General features: G+C 57.9%; 9 protein-coding genes. 2 read left to right on the forward strand and 7 right to left on the reverse strand.

Going from position 1 to position 16,748, the window contains the following annotated elements; genetic code table 11:
* The first annotated feature begins 20 nt into the window (after positions 1-20).
* A complete protein-coding gene (locus AB4Y89_RS06495) occupies positions 21-380 on the forward strand; it encodes a response regulator (RefSeq protein WP_442300091.1) in 360 nt (119 codons plus the stop codon).
* On the opposite strand, the gene AB4Y89_RS06500 is transcribed toward AB4Y89_RS06495, so the two are convergent.
* From AB4Y89_RS06500 to AB4Y89_RS06510, 3 genes are all read right to left on the reverse strand, one after another.
* Complete coding sequence (locus AB4Y89_RS06500; protein WP_442300092.1) at positions 377-940, reverse strand: type 1 glutamine amidotransferase domain-containing protein; 564 nt, start codon at positions 938-940, stop codon at positions 377-379. The two genes, AB4Y89_RS06495 and AB4Y89_RS06500, sit on opposite strands and share 4 nt — an antisense overlap.
* Before the next feature lie 77 nt (positions 941-1,017).
* Positions 1,018-2,994 (reverse strand): arginine--tRNA ligase, encoded by a 1,977-nt coding sequence (locus AB4Y89_RS06505; protein ID WP_442300093.1) that lies wholly within the window; start codon positions 2,992-2,994, stop codon positions 1,018-1,020.
* 12 nt (positions 2,995-3,006) lie between these two features.
* Positions 3,007-4,023 (reverse strand): lysylphosphatidylglycerol synthase transmembrane domain-containing protein, encoded by a 1,017-nt coding sequence (locus AB4Y89_RS06510; RefSeq protein ID WP_442300094.1) that lies wholly within the window; start codon positions 4,021-4,023, stop codon positions 3,007-3,009.
* A gap of 181 nt (positions 4,024-4,204) precedes the next feature.
* Between AB4Y89_RS06510 and AB4Y89_RS06515 the strand changes: the two genes are divergently transcribed.
* Positions 4,205-5,731: a hypothetical protein gene (locus AB4Y89_RS06515; protein WP_442300095.1), complete on the forward strand. Its 1,527-nt coding sequence runs from the start codon at positions 4,205-4,207 to the stop codon at positions 5,729-5,731.
* 16 nt (positions 5,732-5,747) lie between these two features.
* Here AB4Y89_RS06515 and AB4Y89_RS06520 read toward each other — a convergent pair whose 3' ends face one another.
* From AB4Y89_RS06520 to bcsZ, 4 genes are all read right to left on the reverse strand, one after another.
* Entirely contained in the window at positions 5,748-7,766 is a 2,019-nt protein-coding gene (locus AB4Y89_RS06520; RefSeq protein WP_442300096.1) for a DUF3857 domain-containing protein, read from the reverse strand.
* A 21-nt stretch (positions 7,767-7,787) separates the two neighbouring features.
* The gene (locus AB4Y89_RS06525) at positions 7,788-9,581 is read right to left on the reverse strand and encodes a DUF3857 domain-containing transglutaminase family protein (protein ID WP_442300097.1); all 1,794 of its coding nucleotides are present in this window, start codon (positions 9,579-9,581) and stop codon (positions 7,788-7,790) included.
* Positions 9,582-10,122: 541 nt separating this feature from the next.
* Entirely contained in the window at positions 10,123-15,432 is a 5,310-nt protein-coding gene (locus AB4Y89_RS06530; RefSeq protein ID WP_442300098.1) for a cellulose synthase subunit BcsC-related outer membrane protein, read from the reverse strand.
* 140 nt (positions 15,433-15,572) lie between these two features.
* Positions 15,573-16,748, reverse strand: a complete 1,176-nt coding sequence (gene bcsZ, locus AB4Y89_RS06535; protein ID WP_442300099.1) for a cellulose synthase complex periplasmic endoglucanase BcsZ — start codon at positions 16,746-16,748, stop codon at positions 15,573-15,575.

A 16,748-nucleotide genomic window follows, 5' to 3' on the forward strand; every position in this document is an offset into this window, starting at 1 on the left:
CAAGAAGTAGACGCTTCAGAATGCCCCAACAACCAACGATTCTTTTCGTCGATGACGAACCCGTCCTGCGCGAGCTTCTCCCCCTGTGGCTCGCGCAGCATGGATACCGCGTGCTCACTGCCTCGAGCGGAGAAGAGGCCTTAGCGATTCTGCAAAGAGAAACCGTCGATGTTCTGCTGACCGACTACAACCTTCCCGGTATCAGCGGAGCGCAATTGATCGAACAGGTTCCGGACAAGCCTTCGCTCGTCCTGTACTCCGATGCAGCCGACTTCCCGGAGACGGAAAAGCACCGCCTCAAAATTCGGGAAGTGCTCTCCAAGCCTATTCGGCGCGAGATCCTACTCTCCGCGCTCAAGGACATTACGATTCAGGGTTAGGCTGCAGATCTCCGCAGCCCGGACTTAGCGATCTGGTGGATCGTTCTGTCGTTGAACACCTTCAGGTCATCTGGCTTGCGGCTGGTCACGAGCCCCTTGTCTTCGACAACCTCGCGATCCACCCAGCTGGCTCCGGCGTTCATCAGGTCCGTCTTCAGCGACGGCCATGAGGTCATCGTCCGGCCCTTGACCACACCGGCTTCAATCAGAGTCCACGGTCCGTGACAAATCGCTGATACCGGCTTGTCCGCCGTGAAGAACTCTTTGACGAAGCTGACCGCATTCGCATCCATACGAAGGCGGTCAGGATTCATCACACCACCTGGTAAAACCAGAGCATCGTAGTCCGAAGCCTGGGCTGAATTGAGATTGACATCGACCTTCACGGTCTCTCCCCAGTCTGTCATGTCCCAGCCTTTGATCTCCCCGGCTCTCGGAGAAACAATCTCCACCGTCGCTCCAGCCGCCTGCAGGGCCTTGTAAGGCTCCCTAAGTTCCGACTGCTCGAAACCATCCGTGGCCAGAATCGCAACACGTTTCCCAGTCAGATCGTTTGCCATCTCTTACCTCCATGTGGGGAGATAAGACAGCGTTCCGGCTCTCACCGTTGCCCGCCTCGCCAAGGAGAGAAAGCTCCCTACATCACCTCGGGAGCTTCAATCCCCAGCAACGACAAGGCGCGAACCATCTCGCGTTTGGCGACAGCCGCCGTAGCCAGAAGGAGTTTCTTCTTCGCCTCATCCGTCTCGGTCAGGATGTGATGCTTGTGGTAGAAGTTGTTGAACTGTTGCGCCAGCTGGAAGACATACTTTGCCAGGATCGCCGGTTCTGCATTCTGGATGGCCTGCTCAATCACCATCGTCAGCTTCGACGCCGTGAGCCATACCTCCCAGATGCTGACGCCGCTCTCCCCTTCCAGCAGATCCCCTGGTGCGAGGTCGGACACCGCGTCCTGCTCATCGACACCCGCTTTACGGAAGATATTTGCGGCGCGCACGATGGCGTACTGCACGTATGGTCCGGTCTCACCCTCAAAGCTCAATGCATCGCGGAAGTCGAATGCGATGACGGTATTCCGTGAGTACTTCAGCATGAAGTAACGCAAAGCGCCAACGGCGATCTTACGTGCGGTTTCGAAGCGGTCTGGCTCGTCCAGTTCAGGATGACGCGAGTCCACTTCGACCTTCGCTGCAGCAATCAGCTTGTCCAGCAGGTCATCCGCTTTTACGCCGAATCCCTTGCGCCCGCTCACCTCGATGTAGGCACGCTGCTGATCTTCTTCGCTGATGGTGTAGCCCAGTTCAATCGCACAACGTGGCGTCAACGCCACCATCTCGTAGTTCAGATGAGTGTAGCGATCAGCGGCATCCTCGTATCCCATGCCGCGTAGAGCCTGAATGACGTTGTTCTGCGGATCATTCTGACGTGAGTCGATGACGTTGTAGATGGCATCCGCGCGGCCGAAATATGGATGCTGCTCTTCGCCGTGTTCGGTCGAGATCCAGCACATATGGTTTGGGTATTGATGGAACGGCTTATAGCCGAAGTCCTTGCCCAGCAGGCCGAACTTCCACAGATGATAAGCAATGTCCTTACCGACGTAGGTCACCGTGCCGTTTGACCGTACGATCACCTTCGCATCCTCATCCGGCCCTTCGGTGGGGACCTCAGCGCCGGCGCGGCGCATCACCCAGCAGCCTTTGTTTTTGCCCTCGGTCTCCTGGTAGAGCACTCCCTTCTCAATCATCAGTGCCCGGGCCGCATCCCAGAACTTCAGATGGAGGATCTCGCTCTCTCTGGGCAGGAAGTCATACTCGATGCTGAGCCGCTCCATGGTCTCGAGATGCCGGCGCAGTACGGCTGTTGCAATCAGATCGGCAACCTCGGCAGTCTCATTGCCGCCGTGCTCGATGGCGTGCAGTGTGTCGAGACGCAGCTTCTTCCGTGCTTCCTTCTCCGCCTCATCGGCCGTGTACCACTGCGAGACACGCGCGTACAGATCCCACATGTAGTAGTCGACTCGTTCGTTGCTGGCCGCGAGTTCTTCAAGCAACGACTTCACGCCGGCAAGCGAGCGGCCTTCCAGGGCCACCATGCCTACCACCACATCGGCGACCTGCACTCCGGTGTTATCGATGTAGTTCTGAACGCCGACGTCATAACCGCTCTTATATTCGTCTTTGCGCAGCAGCCGCTGAAAGGTATCTCCCAGAATGGCATTGCGCAGGTGACCGATGTGGGCAGCCTTATTGGGATTGATGCTGGTGTGCTCCACCAGCCGGAACCCTGGGCCACCAACGTCGGCGTGCTCAGCGGTTGCAATACGGCCGGCAACCACGCCGCGATCGAGCTTGATATTCAGGTAGCCCGGACCGGCGATCTCGACCGAGGCGACACCCTCGATCGATTCGAGCTCAGGACGAAGCTCCTCGGCAACCGCTCGCGGCGCCTTTTTCACCCGTTTCGCCAGTTGCAGCGCTACAGGCAGCGCATATTCGCCGAACTCAATCTTCGGCGGCTGCTCCACGGCAACCTGGGGCAGTTCAATTCCGTATTTTTTCTCAACGACAGCGGCAATCTGCCGCAGCAGATCTAATTGAATCTTGCGATACATACTCTCTCTACTTTACGGAAGCTCAGCCGGAAGCTCTTCCACTTCCTGCACCAGCGAGGGATGTGGACCACGCTGTGCGCGGTGCGACAGAAACATGACACCGCCTGCGACTGTCACCGTGAACAGGATAAAAACATGGACGACCAAAGCAAAGGCCACCGCAGGTGTCTCCGCTGCGCCGTGCGAGACCATGGCCAGTTTGGCTGTGAATTCGAAGGTACCCACCGCTCCCGGCGAACTCGGAATGAGATAGGAAAGATTGCTGAAGGCCAGGGCCTGCCAGGGACCGATCCAGTCGCTCACCACCCCCAGTGTCCGCGCCACAGAGACGAAGATGATCCCCTCACATGCCCACAGGACGAAGGATTCCAGAACCAGCACCAGCCGCACCGGCAGAGAGATGAGGGCAATCGCATCCAACGCCGAGATCAGCCGCGCCTCAAGCTTGCCCACCAGTCCCGGATGCGGCAGCAGATTCAGGAGCCTTCTCAAGGGAGACTTCAGTGCTCCTGCGGCCAGCAGCAGCACCAGTACTGTGCCGCTCACCCCCAGCAGCAGCACGCGCGCCACGATCTGCGATTTATGCGAGATCAGCGTCGAGTTGCGGCCCATCGTGAGCACGAACAGGAGCAACAGCGTGAAGACATCCAGAACGCGCTCCAGAACGACAGTGCTTAGAATCGCGGGCGCGTTCGAGTCCAGATCACCGGCATAGCTGAAGACGCGGAGAAAATCTCCAACACGGAGCGGCATGATGTTATTGGCCGCAAAGCTGGTCATCAATACCCGGGCGCAGGTGGAAAACTTCGCGTGGCTTGAGGCACGCATCATCAGCCACCACCGGTGCGACCGCAGCGTATAGCCGACAACCAGAAAGACTACAGCGGCCAGCATCCATACAGGCTCCACCAGCCGCACCTGCCGCAGACCGGCATAGTTAACGCTGCGGAAGGTGTACCAAAGAAAAAAACCGCTGATGAGAAAACCGGGGACTGTTTTCAGCAGATTGCGGCGCTGCTGCGGCGTCATGCGGTTATCCTTGGACGGGCCTTGGGAGCAGGCACGGGCAACAGTTCATGGGTGCAGAGCATCGTCCTTATTATAGTGAGGACGACACCAGGGCCAATTCCTTCCCAGATTGAGCGATACCGAAACTTTTTCCACATGCCTGTTCGTCTAAATGCTTAGACCATCGGAGCTCTTCTAACCATTGGCCACGTTCGTAGTAACGCAACCGCGACCGGTAGAGCGCACTGTTCGCCAGTTCACCGCCTCCCGTAGCGGACAGGCCCTGGTTCTGGCTGTTCTCACCCTTGCGGCCCTGGTCATTCATGGATACCACCCTTACAGCGAAGATGGCGGCATTTATATCGCCGCTGCCCAACACGCGCTGCAGCCCCAGCTCTTCCCTCACCTCAGCCAGTTTGCCGATGCACACGTCTCCTGCCTCTTCTTTTCGCGGATGATGACCGGCATCGCGACGATGACGCACCTGAGCCTGACCTGGATCTTTTTTCTAGGCTATCTGGCGTCCGTCTATCTCACTCTGAGCGGGCTGCACAGCATTCTTCGAACGTGCCTCCAGACCCAGGCGGCCTGCTGGTTCGCTCTGCTTCTCTTCACCGCGATCATGTCGATGCCTGTCGCAGGGACATCGATCATCATGGCGGATCCCTATCTCACCTCGCGTTCGCTTGGTCTTCCGATGGTGCTCTTTGCCATCGCCGAATCTCTGCAAGAACAGCCACGCTGGATGCGTGTTGCGATTTTCCTTGTGCCGGGCGGCCTGCTCCATCCGCTGATCGCCGCCTGCGGGATCTACCTGATCGCACTGATTCTGGCCCTGCGCAGCGGAAGCCGCGCCATGGTGTATGGCGTCATCGCATTTGCCCTGGCGACGTCGACAGCCGTCCATTGGCTTGCACCTGTCGAATCCCCTGCGTATCGCGAAGCCGCCGTCTCCCGAACCTACTGGTTCCTCACCCGCTGGAGCTGGGATGAGATCGTAGGTGTGATCGCTCCGATTCTGTTGCTGTTGACGCTGGACCGTTTTYGGCCTGCGTCCTTCACCGACACCTTTTCGACCTTTCTGCGGGCTCTCTGCCTGGGCGGGATCGTCACCATCGTCGTCAACCTGCTGTTCGCACACCCCGAGAGCGGCAACCATCTGGTTGCCAGTCTGCAGCCTCTTCGTTTTTTCACATTTCTTTATCTGGCAATGGCCCTGGCGCTCGGCTCACTGCTCGCTCTGCTGCCTCGCAGAATTGTTGGCGGATTCATCATTGCCGCGCTCGCAGCATTTCTCTTCCTCGTCCAGCGCAATATCTATCCGACTACGGCCCACCTGGAACTCCCCTGGCGAGCCTTGTCGAATGAGTGGGAACGCGCCTTCCTCTGGGTACGGGAACACACGCCGCAGGACGCAGTGTTCGCGATGGACTCCGACTACCATAATCTTCCGGGCGAGGACACACATGTCTTCCGCGCCATTGCGTTGCGCGATGCGTTGCCGGACTACTCCAAGGATGGAGGGATCGCAGCCGTAAAACCATCCATCGCCAGCGACTGGGTCCGTGGTGTCGCTCTGCAGCGTGATCTCGACGACCTGGATGATACGAAACGTATCGCCAGAATGAAACTGGCGGGTGTGACCTGGGTCATTCTTCGCCCCTCAGCCAACACCCGCCTTGATTGTCCCTACATCGATCACGATATCCGCGTCTGCCGGATTCCGTAGTTCTTAGAGAACCGCCCTAGTTGCTCGCCGCCGAGGTTGTAGCCGCCGGTGCAGGCTGCAACACGACGTTCTCCTGATCCTTGGCCTGCAGCTTGTTATAGAAGGTCCGGATTGTCGGATAGTCAGTGACTGGATAAATCAGACCGTTGCGCGCCAGGTTACGCCGAACCGTGATCGTGTTCGTCACCTGCTGGCTGCTGATGTCATACAGCATGCTCTCGAGGATCTTATCCTGCGCTGTCGCGGGAGCCGACTCCACCTTCATCCCAGCCGGAAGAACATACCGGACGGCATCGCGCTCCCATACTTCATAGTTGAAGTAGACCGGAAGCTCACGCTTCTCATGCGGGAAAGCCGCCTTGGCACGCGACTCGTAGATGTCACCCGGAAGGATCATGCGCTTGGAGGTTGTAGCGCCTACCGGCCCACCTACCTTGAGCGATACCTTCAACGGCTTTTCATAATCATAGAGCTGTTCAATCTTCGTGACCTCTGCTTCCATGCCGCTGGGCAGCATGGCTTCTACAGCGTCCTTCAGATCACGATTCAGCTCTGTTTCGTCGGTGCGGGTTGCACGTTGACGCCAGCGTACGGCAGGAGCTCCCATAAAAGTAAATACGCCGACCCCTGTTGCCTTGCCTGTCTCATCGAGTTTCAGGTCGGCAACTCGCTGCACCTGGGAGTATTTATAGCTCTCGCCCGGCAGCTCCGCGACCTTGACGCCCTGGTCGGTCTGGCGGATACCACCGGCATACGTGTGCTTCCAGTCCAGATGTCCATAAGGAACATACTTCATGCCTGGATCGAAAAACTGTTCTTTGCCATCGACAACGACAATGGCGATAAGATCGTCCAGTTGAACAAGATCAAGCCACGAAGGAAGAAAGATACGATCATCACGTCGCACCACCGCCATACCGTAGGCTTTCATGCCGGCTGCGCGCGCCATTGCGAGAAAGAGCTTCGTCAGATCGTCTCCGCTGCCGCGCTTGCGTGTGAGGATATCGTCCGCAGTCTTAGCCGTTTTTAGACCATTCGCTTTTTCTTCGGACTCGGTGCGTGTACGGGTAAAGTCCGTATTATCCATCAACATCACTGCCGCATAGATCTTCTTCAGCTTCTCTTCCTGTGTAGCAGCTCCCGTCGTTACTTCGGTCGTAAAGGCGTGTACCGCCGCTGAAGCTTCAGCGAACTTATCGACTCGCTTGGACCAGTTCTTCCCCTCGTTTTGCCAGAATTCATCCGCGCTGCGATAGCTCAGGTAATAGAACATGACTCGATAACTGTTGCTCTTCATCGGCGGCATATAGTCTTCTTCAACAAGCGCCGACACATCATTTGCATTCAGCTCGAAGATAATCTGGCCGTTGTTCCCGTTAACACCCGGCAGTTGAGTTTGCTTCAACTCCGTGCCTTTGGGCAGGATCGGCGTCCATGAGATGCGACTGTTTGTCTTTCCATCTGAAGAGAGCAACTCACGCGTTGTGGGCTTCCATACATAGTGCGATTTCACTATATAGAGATCCTCCTGAACGGACCATCTTGGCAGCGTATACCAGTTGTCGTCCCAACGCCCTTTATAGCGAATCTCAATAATGCTGCCCACCGTGACATCGGGCAACGTAATCACCTTCGCGGTGTGCTGATGCTCTTTATTTTTTACGATGACTTTCTGGTAAGGCTTGCCCGTAAACGGAATAACCGTGCCGTCGGGATGAATTGTTCTTGCCTGCACATCATCGACGGTATACGCCCACCCACCTGACTCTCGATTCTGGAAAAGCTCTATGTCAGCATGTTTAAGGCCTTCTTCATTCAGAATCTTGATACGGACATAATGACTCTCCATATGGAGAGCATCTTCAGTCAGTTCGTCATAGTTCAGAATAATGGCTGAAGCTCCGGGAGCTTTGGGAAAGCTCGTCATCTTCAGTTCATCCTGCGTTGGCGTAATCCATTGATCAGCGGCATGCGCAGCGCCGCTTCCTACGACCAACGCCGCTGCCAGACACGCGGCTCTTACTGCACGAAACATCTCAGCCTCCGAAACCTCTTATTACTTCTTTTTCAGCACGACGTTGCTTTGTTCGTCGTACCCAATCACACTTGCGAGCCGCTGAACTTCTCCATACTTCTCAGCAGGTAACTCCACTTGCCTCACGACATAGCTCCGCGTGTAATGGAGTTTGTTTCCTTCGACCTTGCTGGAACTCTCGTAGGAGGCCCAGCCCATATCGACCTTTACCGGGTCGGGCAATTCATCAGCCACATAGCCTTCTGGAAGTTCGATCTCATAGTCGTCTTTCACTTCTCGTGCAGCTCCGAGATCAATGGGATACACGCGGACACTCTTGTCTGAATTCAAAGTGTCTGCCCCGAGAATTCTGGGACGCAGCATGAGTAATGAGCCGGCCGGCTTGGCATAGCTTGATGCCTTCAAGGCATAGGACATCTTCAGGTCTGTCGTAAGCTCCATTGCGTTTTCGACCCTGAGCCCGTCATAACTGACGTTCACCATGTCATAGCCGAGCAGGCGCTCCATCACTTCGCGTTGCTCTTTTTCACTTGCCTTTCTGAAAAGGGAGCGATACTGCCTTCCGATATCTCCGCGCATCGACTCTTCAATCCGCCCAGTGATCGCGCCGTCTTCACTCAATTTGAAACTGCCGTTCCGATGCACGGTATTGGCTGCCGGATCGATGATTGGAAATTGCACCGCCTGGCTATCCTTACCATCGACCAACAATCCATAGCCACCCTGCAGCGAAGATTCGAGATAGCCGAACGGCGTATATTCCGACGTAGGATCGAAGATCAAAAAGCGCTTTCCACCTGTCGTCGTCAAAACCTCCCGAAAGCGTGGAGAGTCATACCCTTTGGGAATCTCGATAGCGGCGATCACATGGTTCCCCGCCCTGGATGGCGCCTCCGGACTGACATATCCACGATCGCTGTCGACCAGAACCCATGTTCCGCGAATCCCAACGCTGGAAAGCATGGCAGAAAGCAAGGTCGCCTTATCTTTGCAATCCCCATACTTGTTTTTGAAGATGGACTCGGCAGGATGAGGCTGATCGCCACCAATGCCAATCTCGATCGCGACATAGCGAATCTTTCCCTGAACAAACTCTCCGATCGCCTGCACCTTATCCGCAAAATCGGTTCTGCCTGCGACAAGTTCCTGCGCTTTCGCAGCCACTTCCGGTGATGCGTCGTTGCGTCCTTTTGCGAGCGCTCCATACCACTCGCCAACACTCTGCCAATCACCTTTGGTTGCATTTGGAGTCGCACTTGAGAAGTAGTGAACGGACAAACGTTTCGTTTGTCCGCGCCACTCAGGAGCCATCACGAGACCGCGAAAGTCGACCGCAGGCTCATTTTTTATCTCCCAAAGGAACCTCCCTTTTTCGAGGTCGACTGCATGAATGTCCTTATTTCCCTTCCAGACCTCTTTGTGATCCATTCCTGGTGGCAATTCGAGCGTGAGCCTTTCCGTCAAAATAGGAATGTTACTTTGGACGTGCCAAATGTACTCCGTGGAATTAGGCTGTAGATCTTCTGTTTCATATTCCATAGCCACCACGGCGCCAGGATCCGCCGCCGGAGCTTTTCCTTCGCGATAGCGAACGTCAGAATAGGCTTCAAAACTCGCTACCGCAGCATAATCCGTAAACTCATTGTCTTTGAGTTCGTACTCATGACCATCCGATCCAATACTCCAGATCTTCAAAGAGCGGATTTTGGAGGTTGACCGGTATGCTGTGCCGAGTTCGGCCTCCCGTCGTCCCTGTGGCCGCAAGATCTTGATTGCTTCGCGATGGTGCTCTACGGCATGTAGATCGCCGCTCACGGTGTAAGTAGTGTCCGAAAGTAGGACAACCGCATTCGTATTTGCCGGATATGACGGTAGAGGCTGCTTCGCAGCCTCCTTCAGCCAGTCAGGAAGGACCGGTTTCTTTTCCGCTAGTGCGGAAGGGCTAAGCAGCGCGACGAAGCAGGCACATGCGAGGAGACGAACCGAGGAAGGAAAGGCAAGAGAACGATTCAGAAGCACAGCTACAAACCCTTTGCAGATCAAGCCAACGAGCGGGCCAAGTAATGACTGGCGGAGAAGAGTTTCTTCCCCCGCCTGACGTACCAAATTTGGTGATGTAGCTGCTTTATACCCCGCACACTGAGGCGTGGCAAGAGAATTTGCGCGGGCTTTTAGAGCATTTTCCCGTTTCCGAAAACGCCCATAGATGCGGCAGCCCTACATCACGCCCACAGAGAAATGCTTTAGAGCATTTTCCCTGTTGCTGGGCCTCCCGGAAGAGGCATGCGGTGGCGTTTTCTTTGCGGAAAACGCCCATAGATGCGGCAGCCCTACATCACGCCCACAGGGAAATGCTCTAGGGCACACGTAACGGGCGGAAACCGTCGTACGGGAACAGGCCCGTCGGGTAATCCTCCGTCGGCACCTGCGGCTTGAACAGGTAGCGGAAGAAGAAGCCGGCCGTAATGGTGTTGTAGTTATTCGTATTGTTGCCGTTCAGAATGCCGCCGACGTACCAGTGGTCTGCGATGCGGTAGCTCATCTCTGAGTTAAGCGAGTAATTCAGGCCGGTGCTGGTATTGACCGGATACTCCCCGCAGGTATGCGCCGCGATGGAGGGCAATGTGCAGCCCGAGTACGCCCCGGTCTGCTGCGACGTATCCAGGGGATAGTACTTGGCGTAGGCTTCCTGGAAGCTCTGTACGCCGACGGCGCCGGCAACCGTGTAGTGCCAGTTCGTGCCGTAGAAACCGTTGAAGGTGACTGGAACAGCGCCCAGGAAGTAGGCGTTGGGGCTGAAGTATCCGCCCATACCGTACGTCATGCCGCGCTGGTTGTTGTCATAGTGCATGCCAAAGAAGCTGGCGCCGAGATTCAGGCTGCCATAGCCCGGGAACTGCTTGACGCGCCAGTAGGACCCGACCGTCCCTTCAAATTTTCTGTTCTCCAGAACGTGATATCCGGTCAGAGTGGCGCCTGCCGCACTGACGTAGAAGCCCGAGCGCTCATTGCCAAAATCGAGACGCATACCGCCGCCGGTGGAGACGACGCCGCCCCAGATGTTGCCCGGAAAGACCGGTGTGGCTGAGCCCGGATCGCGCATACCGGAGTAGGACAACTGCGTGTCCTTCACATTGTCACGGTCGGCGAACAGCAGGAAGTGGCCACCGAAGGGGCGCCAGCGCCCGTGGCCAATGACATTGGTTACGAGAAACTCGTAGGGGGTAAAGCCAACCGACAACGCCATGTTGGTGGTTACCAGTTGCGCCTCGCCACCAAGGCCAGCCGTGAGCTGCTGCGAGGGCTGATTGATGGCATTCAATGGTAATGTGCCCAGAATCGGTACCGTACCGGTGGCGTTCTGGTATGACGCAAGATCGAGTGTGCCCGCATTCAGGAAGACAGCCCGAGGAATGATGCTGAGTCGCAGTGTCTTATTCGCAACCAGCGTCGCCTCAAAAGGAGATTCCAGATCGAACAGCCGGTTCATGCCGGAGACGCCGCTGCGGTAACGTGCAAGAGCCGTCGCGCCGATCCAAGAGGAATAGCTTGCCTCCAGCGAGGCCAGGTCCAGCTCGGTTTGTTGCCGCTCGCTCAGCGGAGGTCCCGGAGTCAGCGCCGCGGTACGATCCCAACCGCCACGCAACGGCGGAACATTCTTTGCCACCAGCATGGGATCCGACGGAGGATTCCCCAATGGGTAGCTCGGTCCCAGGTCAGGATACGGTTGGCCGCTCAGCGCCACAGGAACCCCGGGATAGAACAAGGGAGCCTGCTGCGGTCCGGTCGACGTCCCCTCTACGGAACGGCTGCGCACCGTCCGGCGACCGGTGGTAGCGGGACGATGCCCGGGCTGCGGATACTGCTGACCGTGGGTCTCTGTTCCGGCAGCCGCGCCGGTATTCTGCGCGAGGTCTCCACGATACTGATAGTTCGACTGCGTCTGGGGAGCCTGAACGGTCGAGCCCACGCCACCCTGCGGCTGGGGAATCTGGGTCTGCGCGGCGTTGTACGGCTGACCGTTGTACTGCGTCTGCGTCAGCGGGGCTACATCAATAGAATCCTGCGGAGGATGGCTTGTGCCCACCAACGGTCTGGGGTCGGACTGTCTGCGGCGCGTGACAGCTGCCTCGGCGGCCGCGATGTCCGGATGCGAGGATGACGATGGCACCCGTCCCGTGCGTTTGGAGTTCGGCACATACTTCGCCGTCGGGACAACGTCGGTAGGCTGCTGCACCGTCGGCTGGATGGGCTGGAGATCCGAACCAAGATTTACCGGGGACTCCTGCGCCATATAAGCGGCATTCTGGTTCACGCTTTGCGGGCTATACGGAACGTATGGACCGTACACATCAGAGCGGGCCTGCTGTGCAGGAGGGCCATAGGCAGAGAGCGGACCTGCGCCATTGACCGCACGCTCCGTCAGCCGCCGGATCTGCTCCCGCTGATACGCCATGTAGTCATTGGCATTGACGGCATTGCCATTGGTATCGGTCTGCGGGAAGGCCGGCAGAGCACTCTGCGCGGTAACATCGGGTTGCTGCTGTCCCAGAGGAGCAAGCGCGGGATTCGCCTCAGCCTGAGGGATATAGTCCTTCAGCCTGGTGGTCGTTCCCGGACGAGCCGGCGTGCGCTGCTGCTGGTAGGCCGGGTTCGTCATATACGACGGAACAAGAGTGCCGGCACCGTTTCCTTGAAGCTGTACCGGCGCGGTTCCGTACTGGTTCGAGTAGCTGGGAAGATATGGCGGAGGCGCCGGAGTTGCAATCTGTCCCGTCGCCATAGCCGAATCCGATCCCGGGGCCATCAACTGCGCCAGGTCCAGAGCCTGTGTTGCATTGGGCAGACGGCCGCCATTCTGGGCCGCAAGACTCATCTCGGCAGCGAGCTCAGCCCCTGGATCTCCCGGAGGCATCGCACTGAGACTTGCCTTGTAATAATCTGCCGCACGTCCGCTGTCACCGCGAGCCTGCTCAAACTTCGCCGCCATGATCAGCATCTGCGCATCTTTCGGATACTGATCGAGGCCATAACGCAGCCAGGTCTCGGCATTCTTGGTATCGTTCGCCGCCAGGGCCGCTCCGATGGCGGCCTTGTAATCGGTCGCCGAAGCTGTTGTCATGTCCTGCGAACGGAAGATCGCAACTGCCTGCTTCGGCTGACCGGCGCGGGCATAGCCCGTCGCGAGCGCGCGAATCACCGCTGGATTATCGGGAAAGGCCTTTGCCGCGGCGTTCAGAATCGCCAAGGCACGACGGATGTTGTTGGCCGCCACTGCCTGGTTGGCGCGGCGCACTGCCCAGTTCGCCCAGATGGTCTGCACCGTACGGCGCTGCTCTTCGTTCAGATCGTTACGGCTGCCAATCATCATTAACTGGCGATAAAGACCGGAATCATTCTGGGAGTTATAGAGCAACCAGGCGTCCTGGATATCGATATCCGCGGGAGGCGCCATATTCTGCTTCGCATAGTGCTGTTGCACACGCTGCAGAAAGACCATCGCCTGCTGCGGCTGCCCCAGGCCTCCGTAGATACCGCCTACGGTCTGCAGATACTCCGGGTCGAGCTCGAGCTGCTTGCGGGTCTGCTGCGGAATCTGCTGAACCTGCGCCAGAGCTTCCTGATCATGACCGCTGGCATGAAGCGCCGTCAACAAACCTTTCCAGCTATCGAGCCGGTCAGGATTCTCTGTCAGGACCTGGCGATAGATGGCATACGCCTGCTGCCCGTTGCCGCGCTTCATGTAGATGCCCGCCAGCTCCGTCTGCATGGCAACCGATGGCTTCTGCCCTGCCATGCTTGCCTGCGAGACGGCCTTCTCCAGCATGTCCTGCGCAACATCGAGCTTGTTCTGTGCGTCGTAGACCGCGGCTACCGTGCTTACGAAACCAGGATCGCGGAGCGCCTGATCGTACGCGGAGGGCGGCATGCTCTCCAGCGTCTGCTCGGCAAGCGCGTCATTCTTCATGGCGTGCTCAACGCGTACAAGTCCCTGCCAGGCGGTGACATTCGCAGCATCTTCACTCAGGACCTGGCGATAGAGCCCGGCGGCCTGATCCATGTGATTGCCGGCCAACAGGAGGCCTGCGTACTGCAGCTGCGTTTCGATTTTGATACCGCGCCCATCAGCGGGAAAAGGGAGCTCAAGGGCTCCCTTCAACACTCGCTGCGCATCTGCGTCTCGACCTACGGCCGAGTAGGCCGAGGCCAATGTTCGCAGGAAGTCCGGGTCTTTCATGAGCTGAGCTCGCACCCCCGCCGGCATCTTCCGTTCTGTCGCCAACGCAGAAGCTGCGTTCCCCGACTGATACTGCGCCGTGAACAAACCTCTCCAGCCGGTAATTCCGCTGGCCCTCAGCCTGATGTACTGCTCGTAGTACGGAACCGCGGCTTCAGGCTGCTGCGCCTTCATCAACGTTCCAGCCAGACCTTCGAGCGCTTCCGGGCTGCCGGTCTTCATGTCCAGCGCCGAACGGAAATGCTTCTCCGCGGTCGTCAGATCATTCTCATTCAGCGCTGAGGTTCCCTCGCCCATCGTGTACCAGAATCGCGAGGTCGAGAGCGCATTTTCCAGACCGGCATCGCGCGCTCCGTCCTGCTTGGCCTGCTCCAGGAAGCTGATGGCTCCGCCGAAGTTCGACTGCTGCATGCGGATATAGCCCATGCCTGCCAGCGCACGCGGATTATCCGGGTTCTTCCCCAGCAGCGCCTTGAAGCGCTCTTCTGCTTCCGTCAGCCGCTTTCCATTCAGTGCCGCATAGGCTGCCTGCTCTTCCTGGCTTACCTGACGGTTTGCAACGATCTCCGCCTGCTCTTCAGGAGTCATCGCCGGCCCCTGTGCCGCAGTGCGGGCTCCCGTGCGGACCGATGCAGCGACGCGAGCTTGCGTGCTCTTCATCGCCATCTCCAGCGCGGGATCCTTGTGCTTTGCCAGATAGGAGCGAATGTCAGAAAGAGCGGCCGGATTCTGCGCATCCCAGGTCAGCGACTGACGCAGCGCTTCCATGGCTCCCGGATCACTCGGATGGCGCTCAAGATAACGCCGGCCTTCGGCGCGGGTCGCCGGGTTGTAGGTCAGAATGCGTCCCAGGGAGATCTGGTAACGCGAGTCCTGCGGATACTTATCGATGAGCGAACGCAGACCGGCGATGGCATGCGGACGACCGTCTTCGGTTGCCGATTCGGTCTCGTAATAGGCCAACGCCCAATCGCCCGGCGGCGGCGTTCCACCGAAGACCTGGCGATAGATGTTCATCGCCTGTGCGTATTGACCGCCCTGCGCCAGCTTGCCAGCCTGCTGCAACTGCTGCAGTTGGTTCTGCTGGGTCATCATGTTCTCGGCACGCTCAATATTCGGGTCGTTCGGACTGACCGCCCGCAGACGATCCAGATATTGCTTTGCCTGCTGCTGATTTCCAGCCAGCTTGGCGGCACGCGCCAAACCGCCCAGCGCCTCAGGATTGTTCGGGTCAGCCAGAAGGACCTGCTGCCAGGTCTGGGCCGCCATGTCCATGCGTCCCTTTACTTCAAGAGAGTGCGCCTTATCCAGCAGAGCCGCCGTTGTAGACGTATTTCCCTGCGCTCGAGCCATGGCAGTGGCGCCCAGCATTCCGGCGCATAGCACCAGAGTGGCTGTGAGCGTTCGTATTGGTGGCAGATTCGTCATTCCTACTCGCAAATCGGTTAGGCGGCGAGGGGGTATCTAGAGAGACACCGCGTCGCAGCTTAGCTTACCGCTTTTCTTAGGGTTTGTCCCTGTTTTTTTCCGCTATTAACTGCGGAATCACTAGTTTACGGCCTGTGTTGTTACTTCCACTTCAGCTTCAATCGTCCTTCTTTGTCAATGCGAAACCGCTGGTCCTGCCACCCGGTGGCAAACATCACGAGGTTCTGGTCGTAATAGTCGCCATTCCTGCCATAGAGTCCCGTCGATGGATCCTTCAGAGCCGCCAGACGATCCATCTGCGTCTTGGCCTGTTGTTTCAATCCCATCATCTGCAGATAGGGAGCAAGAGCCGCTGAAAAGCCAACGGGAGCATCCGCATTCAGCACCTTGCCTGCTGAGTCCACCTGCAGCGGCGGAGCCAGATTGGTCCGCATGTAGTTCGTCATGCCGCCGAGAGGCGCCGCCAACTCTCGAAGCCCCGGAGTTCCCGCGTCGCAGATCCCGAGCCACAGATAGATGCGAATAGCCTCGTAGGAGCCCACCGGGACACCTTCATTCTTCCCGCTAGCCAACTGCGCCGGAGTCAGAGAAGGACGCACTCCACCTGGGCCAGCCAGAACCCAATCCATGGCAAAGCCGCCACCACTTCCCTGCGCCAGCAACTGAGGCATCGAATCCAGAACCGTCGACCATGGCCCCTGAGGGTTCTCCTTCGCCAGCCTCACGAGGATAAAAGGCGGCAGATAGCTGGGATTCAAAATGTAGGTCGTCGGTTCGGGGTGAAATCCCTGTGGCCCTGGAAGGATCGTCGTTCCCAGCCCTGGCGCCAGAATAACTTCGCTCTGCGCGATGCGGCTGGCCATCACCGTCCCCAGCTTCGCGTAACGATCATCGCGCCAGATGCGTCCCGCTTCCAGCAGGGTGTAGGTCATCCACAGATCAGCGTCCGAAGCCGCATGGTCGTCCAGCACCTTCCATTGGCCTTCGGGAGACTTGCCCCAATTCCAGGCGGGCAAACGCAGCGTCATGTCACCGCCCGCAAGGTTCTCCTCTGTCCACTTCAGCAGCTTGTCAAAACGGCCGCGGTCCCCGGCAACCAGAGCGAAGAACATGGCATAGGCTTGTCCTTCGCTGGTCGTGCGGTCCTGCGCCGTACGATCGATGACGCGCCCCTGCGGGTCAATGAACTTCGCGGCGTACTTCTCCCACAGATCCCAGGACTGTTCCGCCCGGCACCCCTGGCCGAGCCAGGCCACAAGTGTCACCACCAAGGCAACGCAGGTGCTCACGCTTGCACGGTTTGTTCTGCTCCGCAT

It is taken from the genome of Terriglobus sp. 2YAB30_2, assembly GCF_052114765.1.
Classification (GTDB): domain Bacteria; phylum Acidobacteriota; class Terriglobia; order Terriglobales; family Acidobacteriaceae; genus Terriglobus.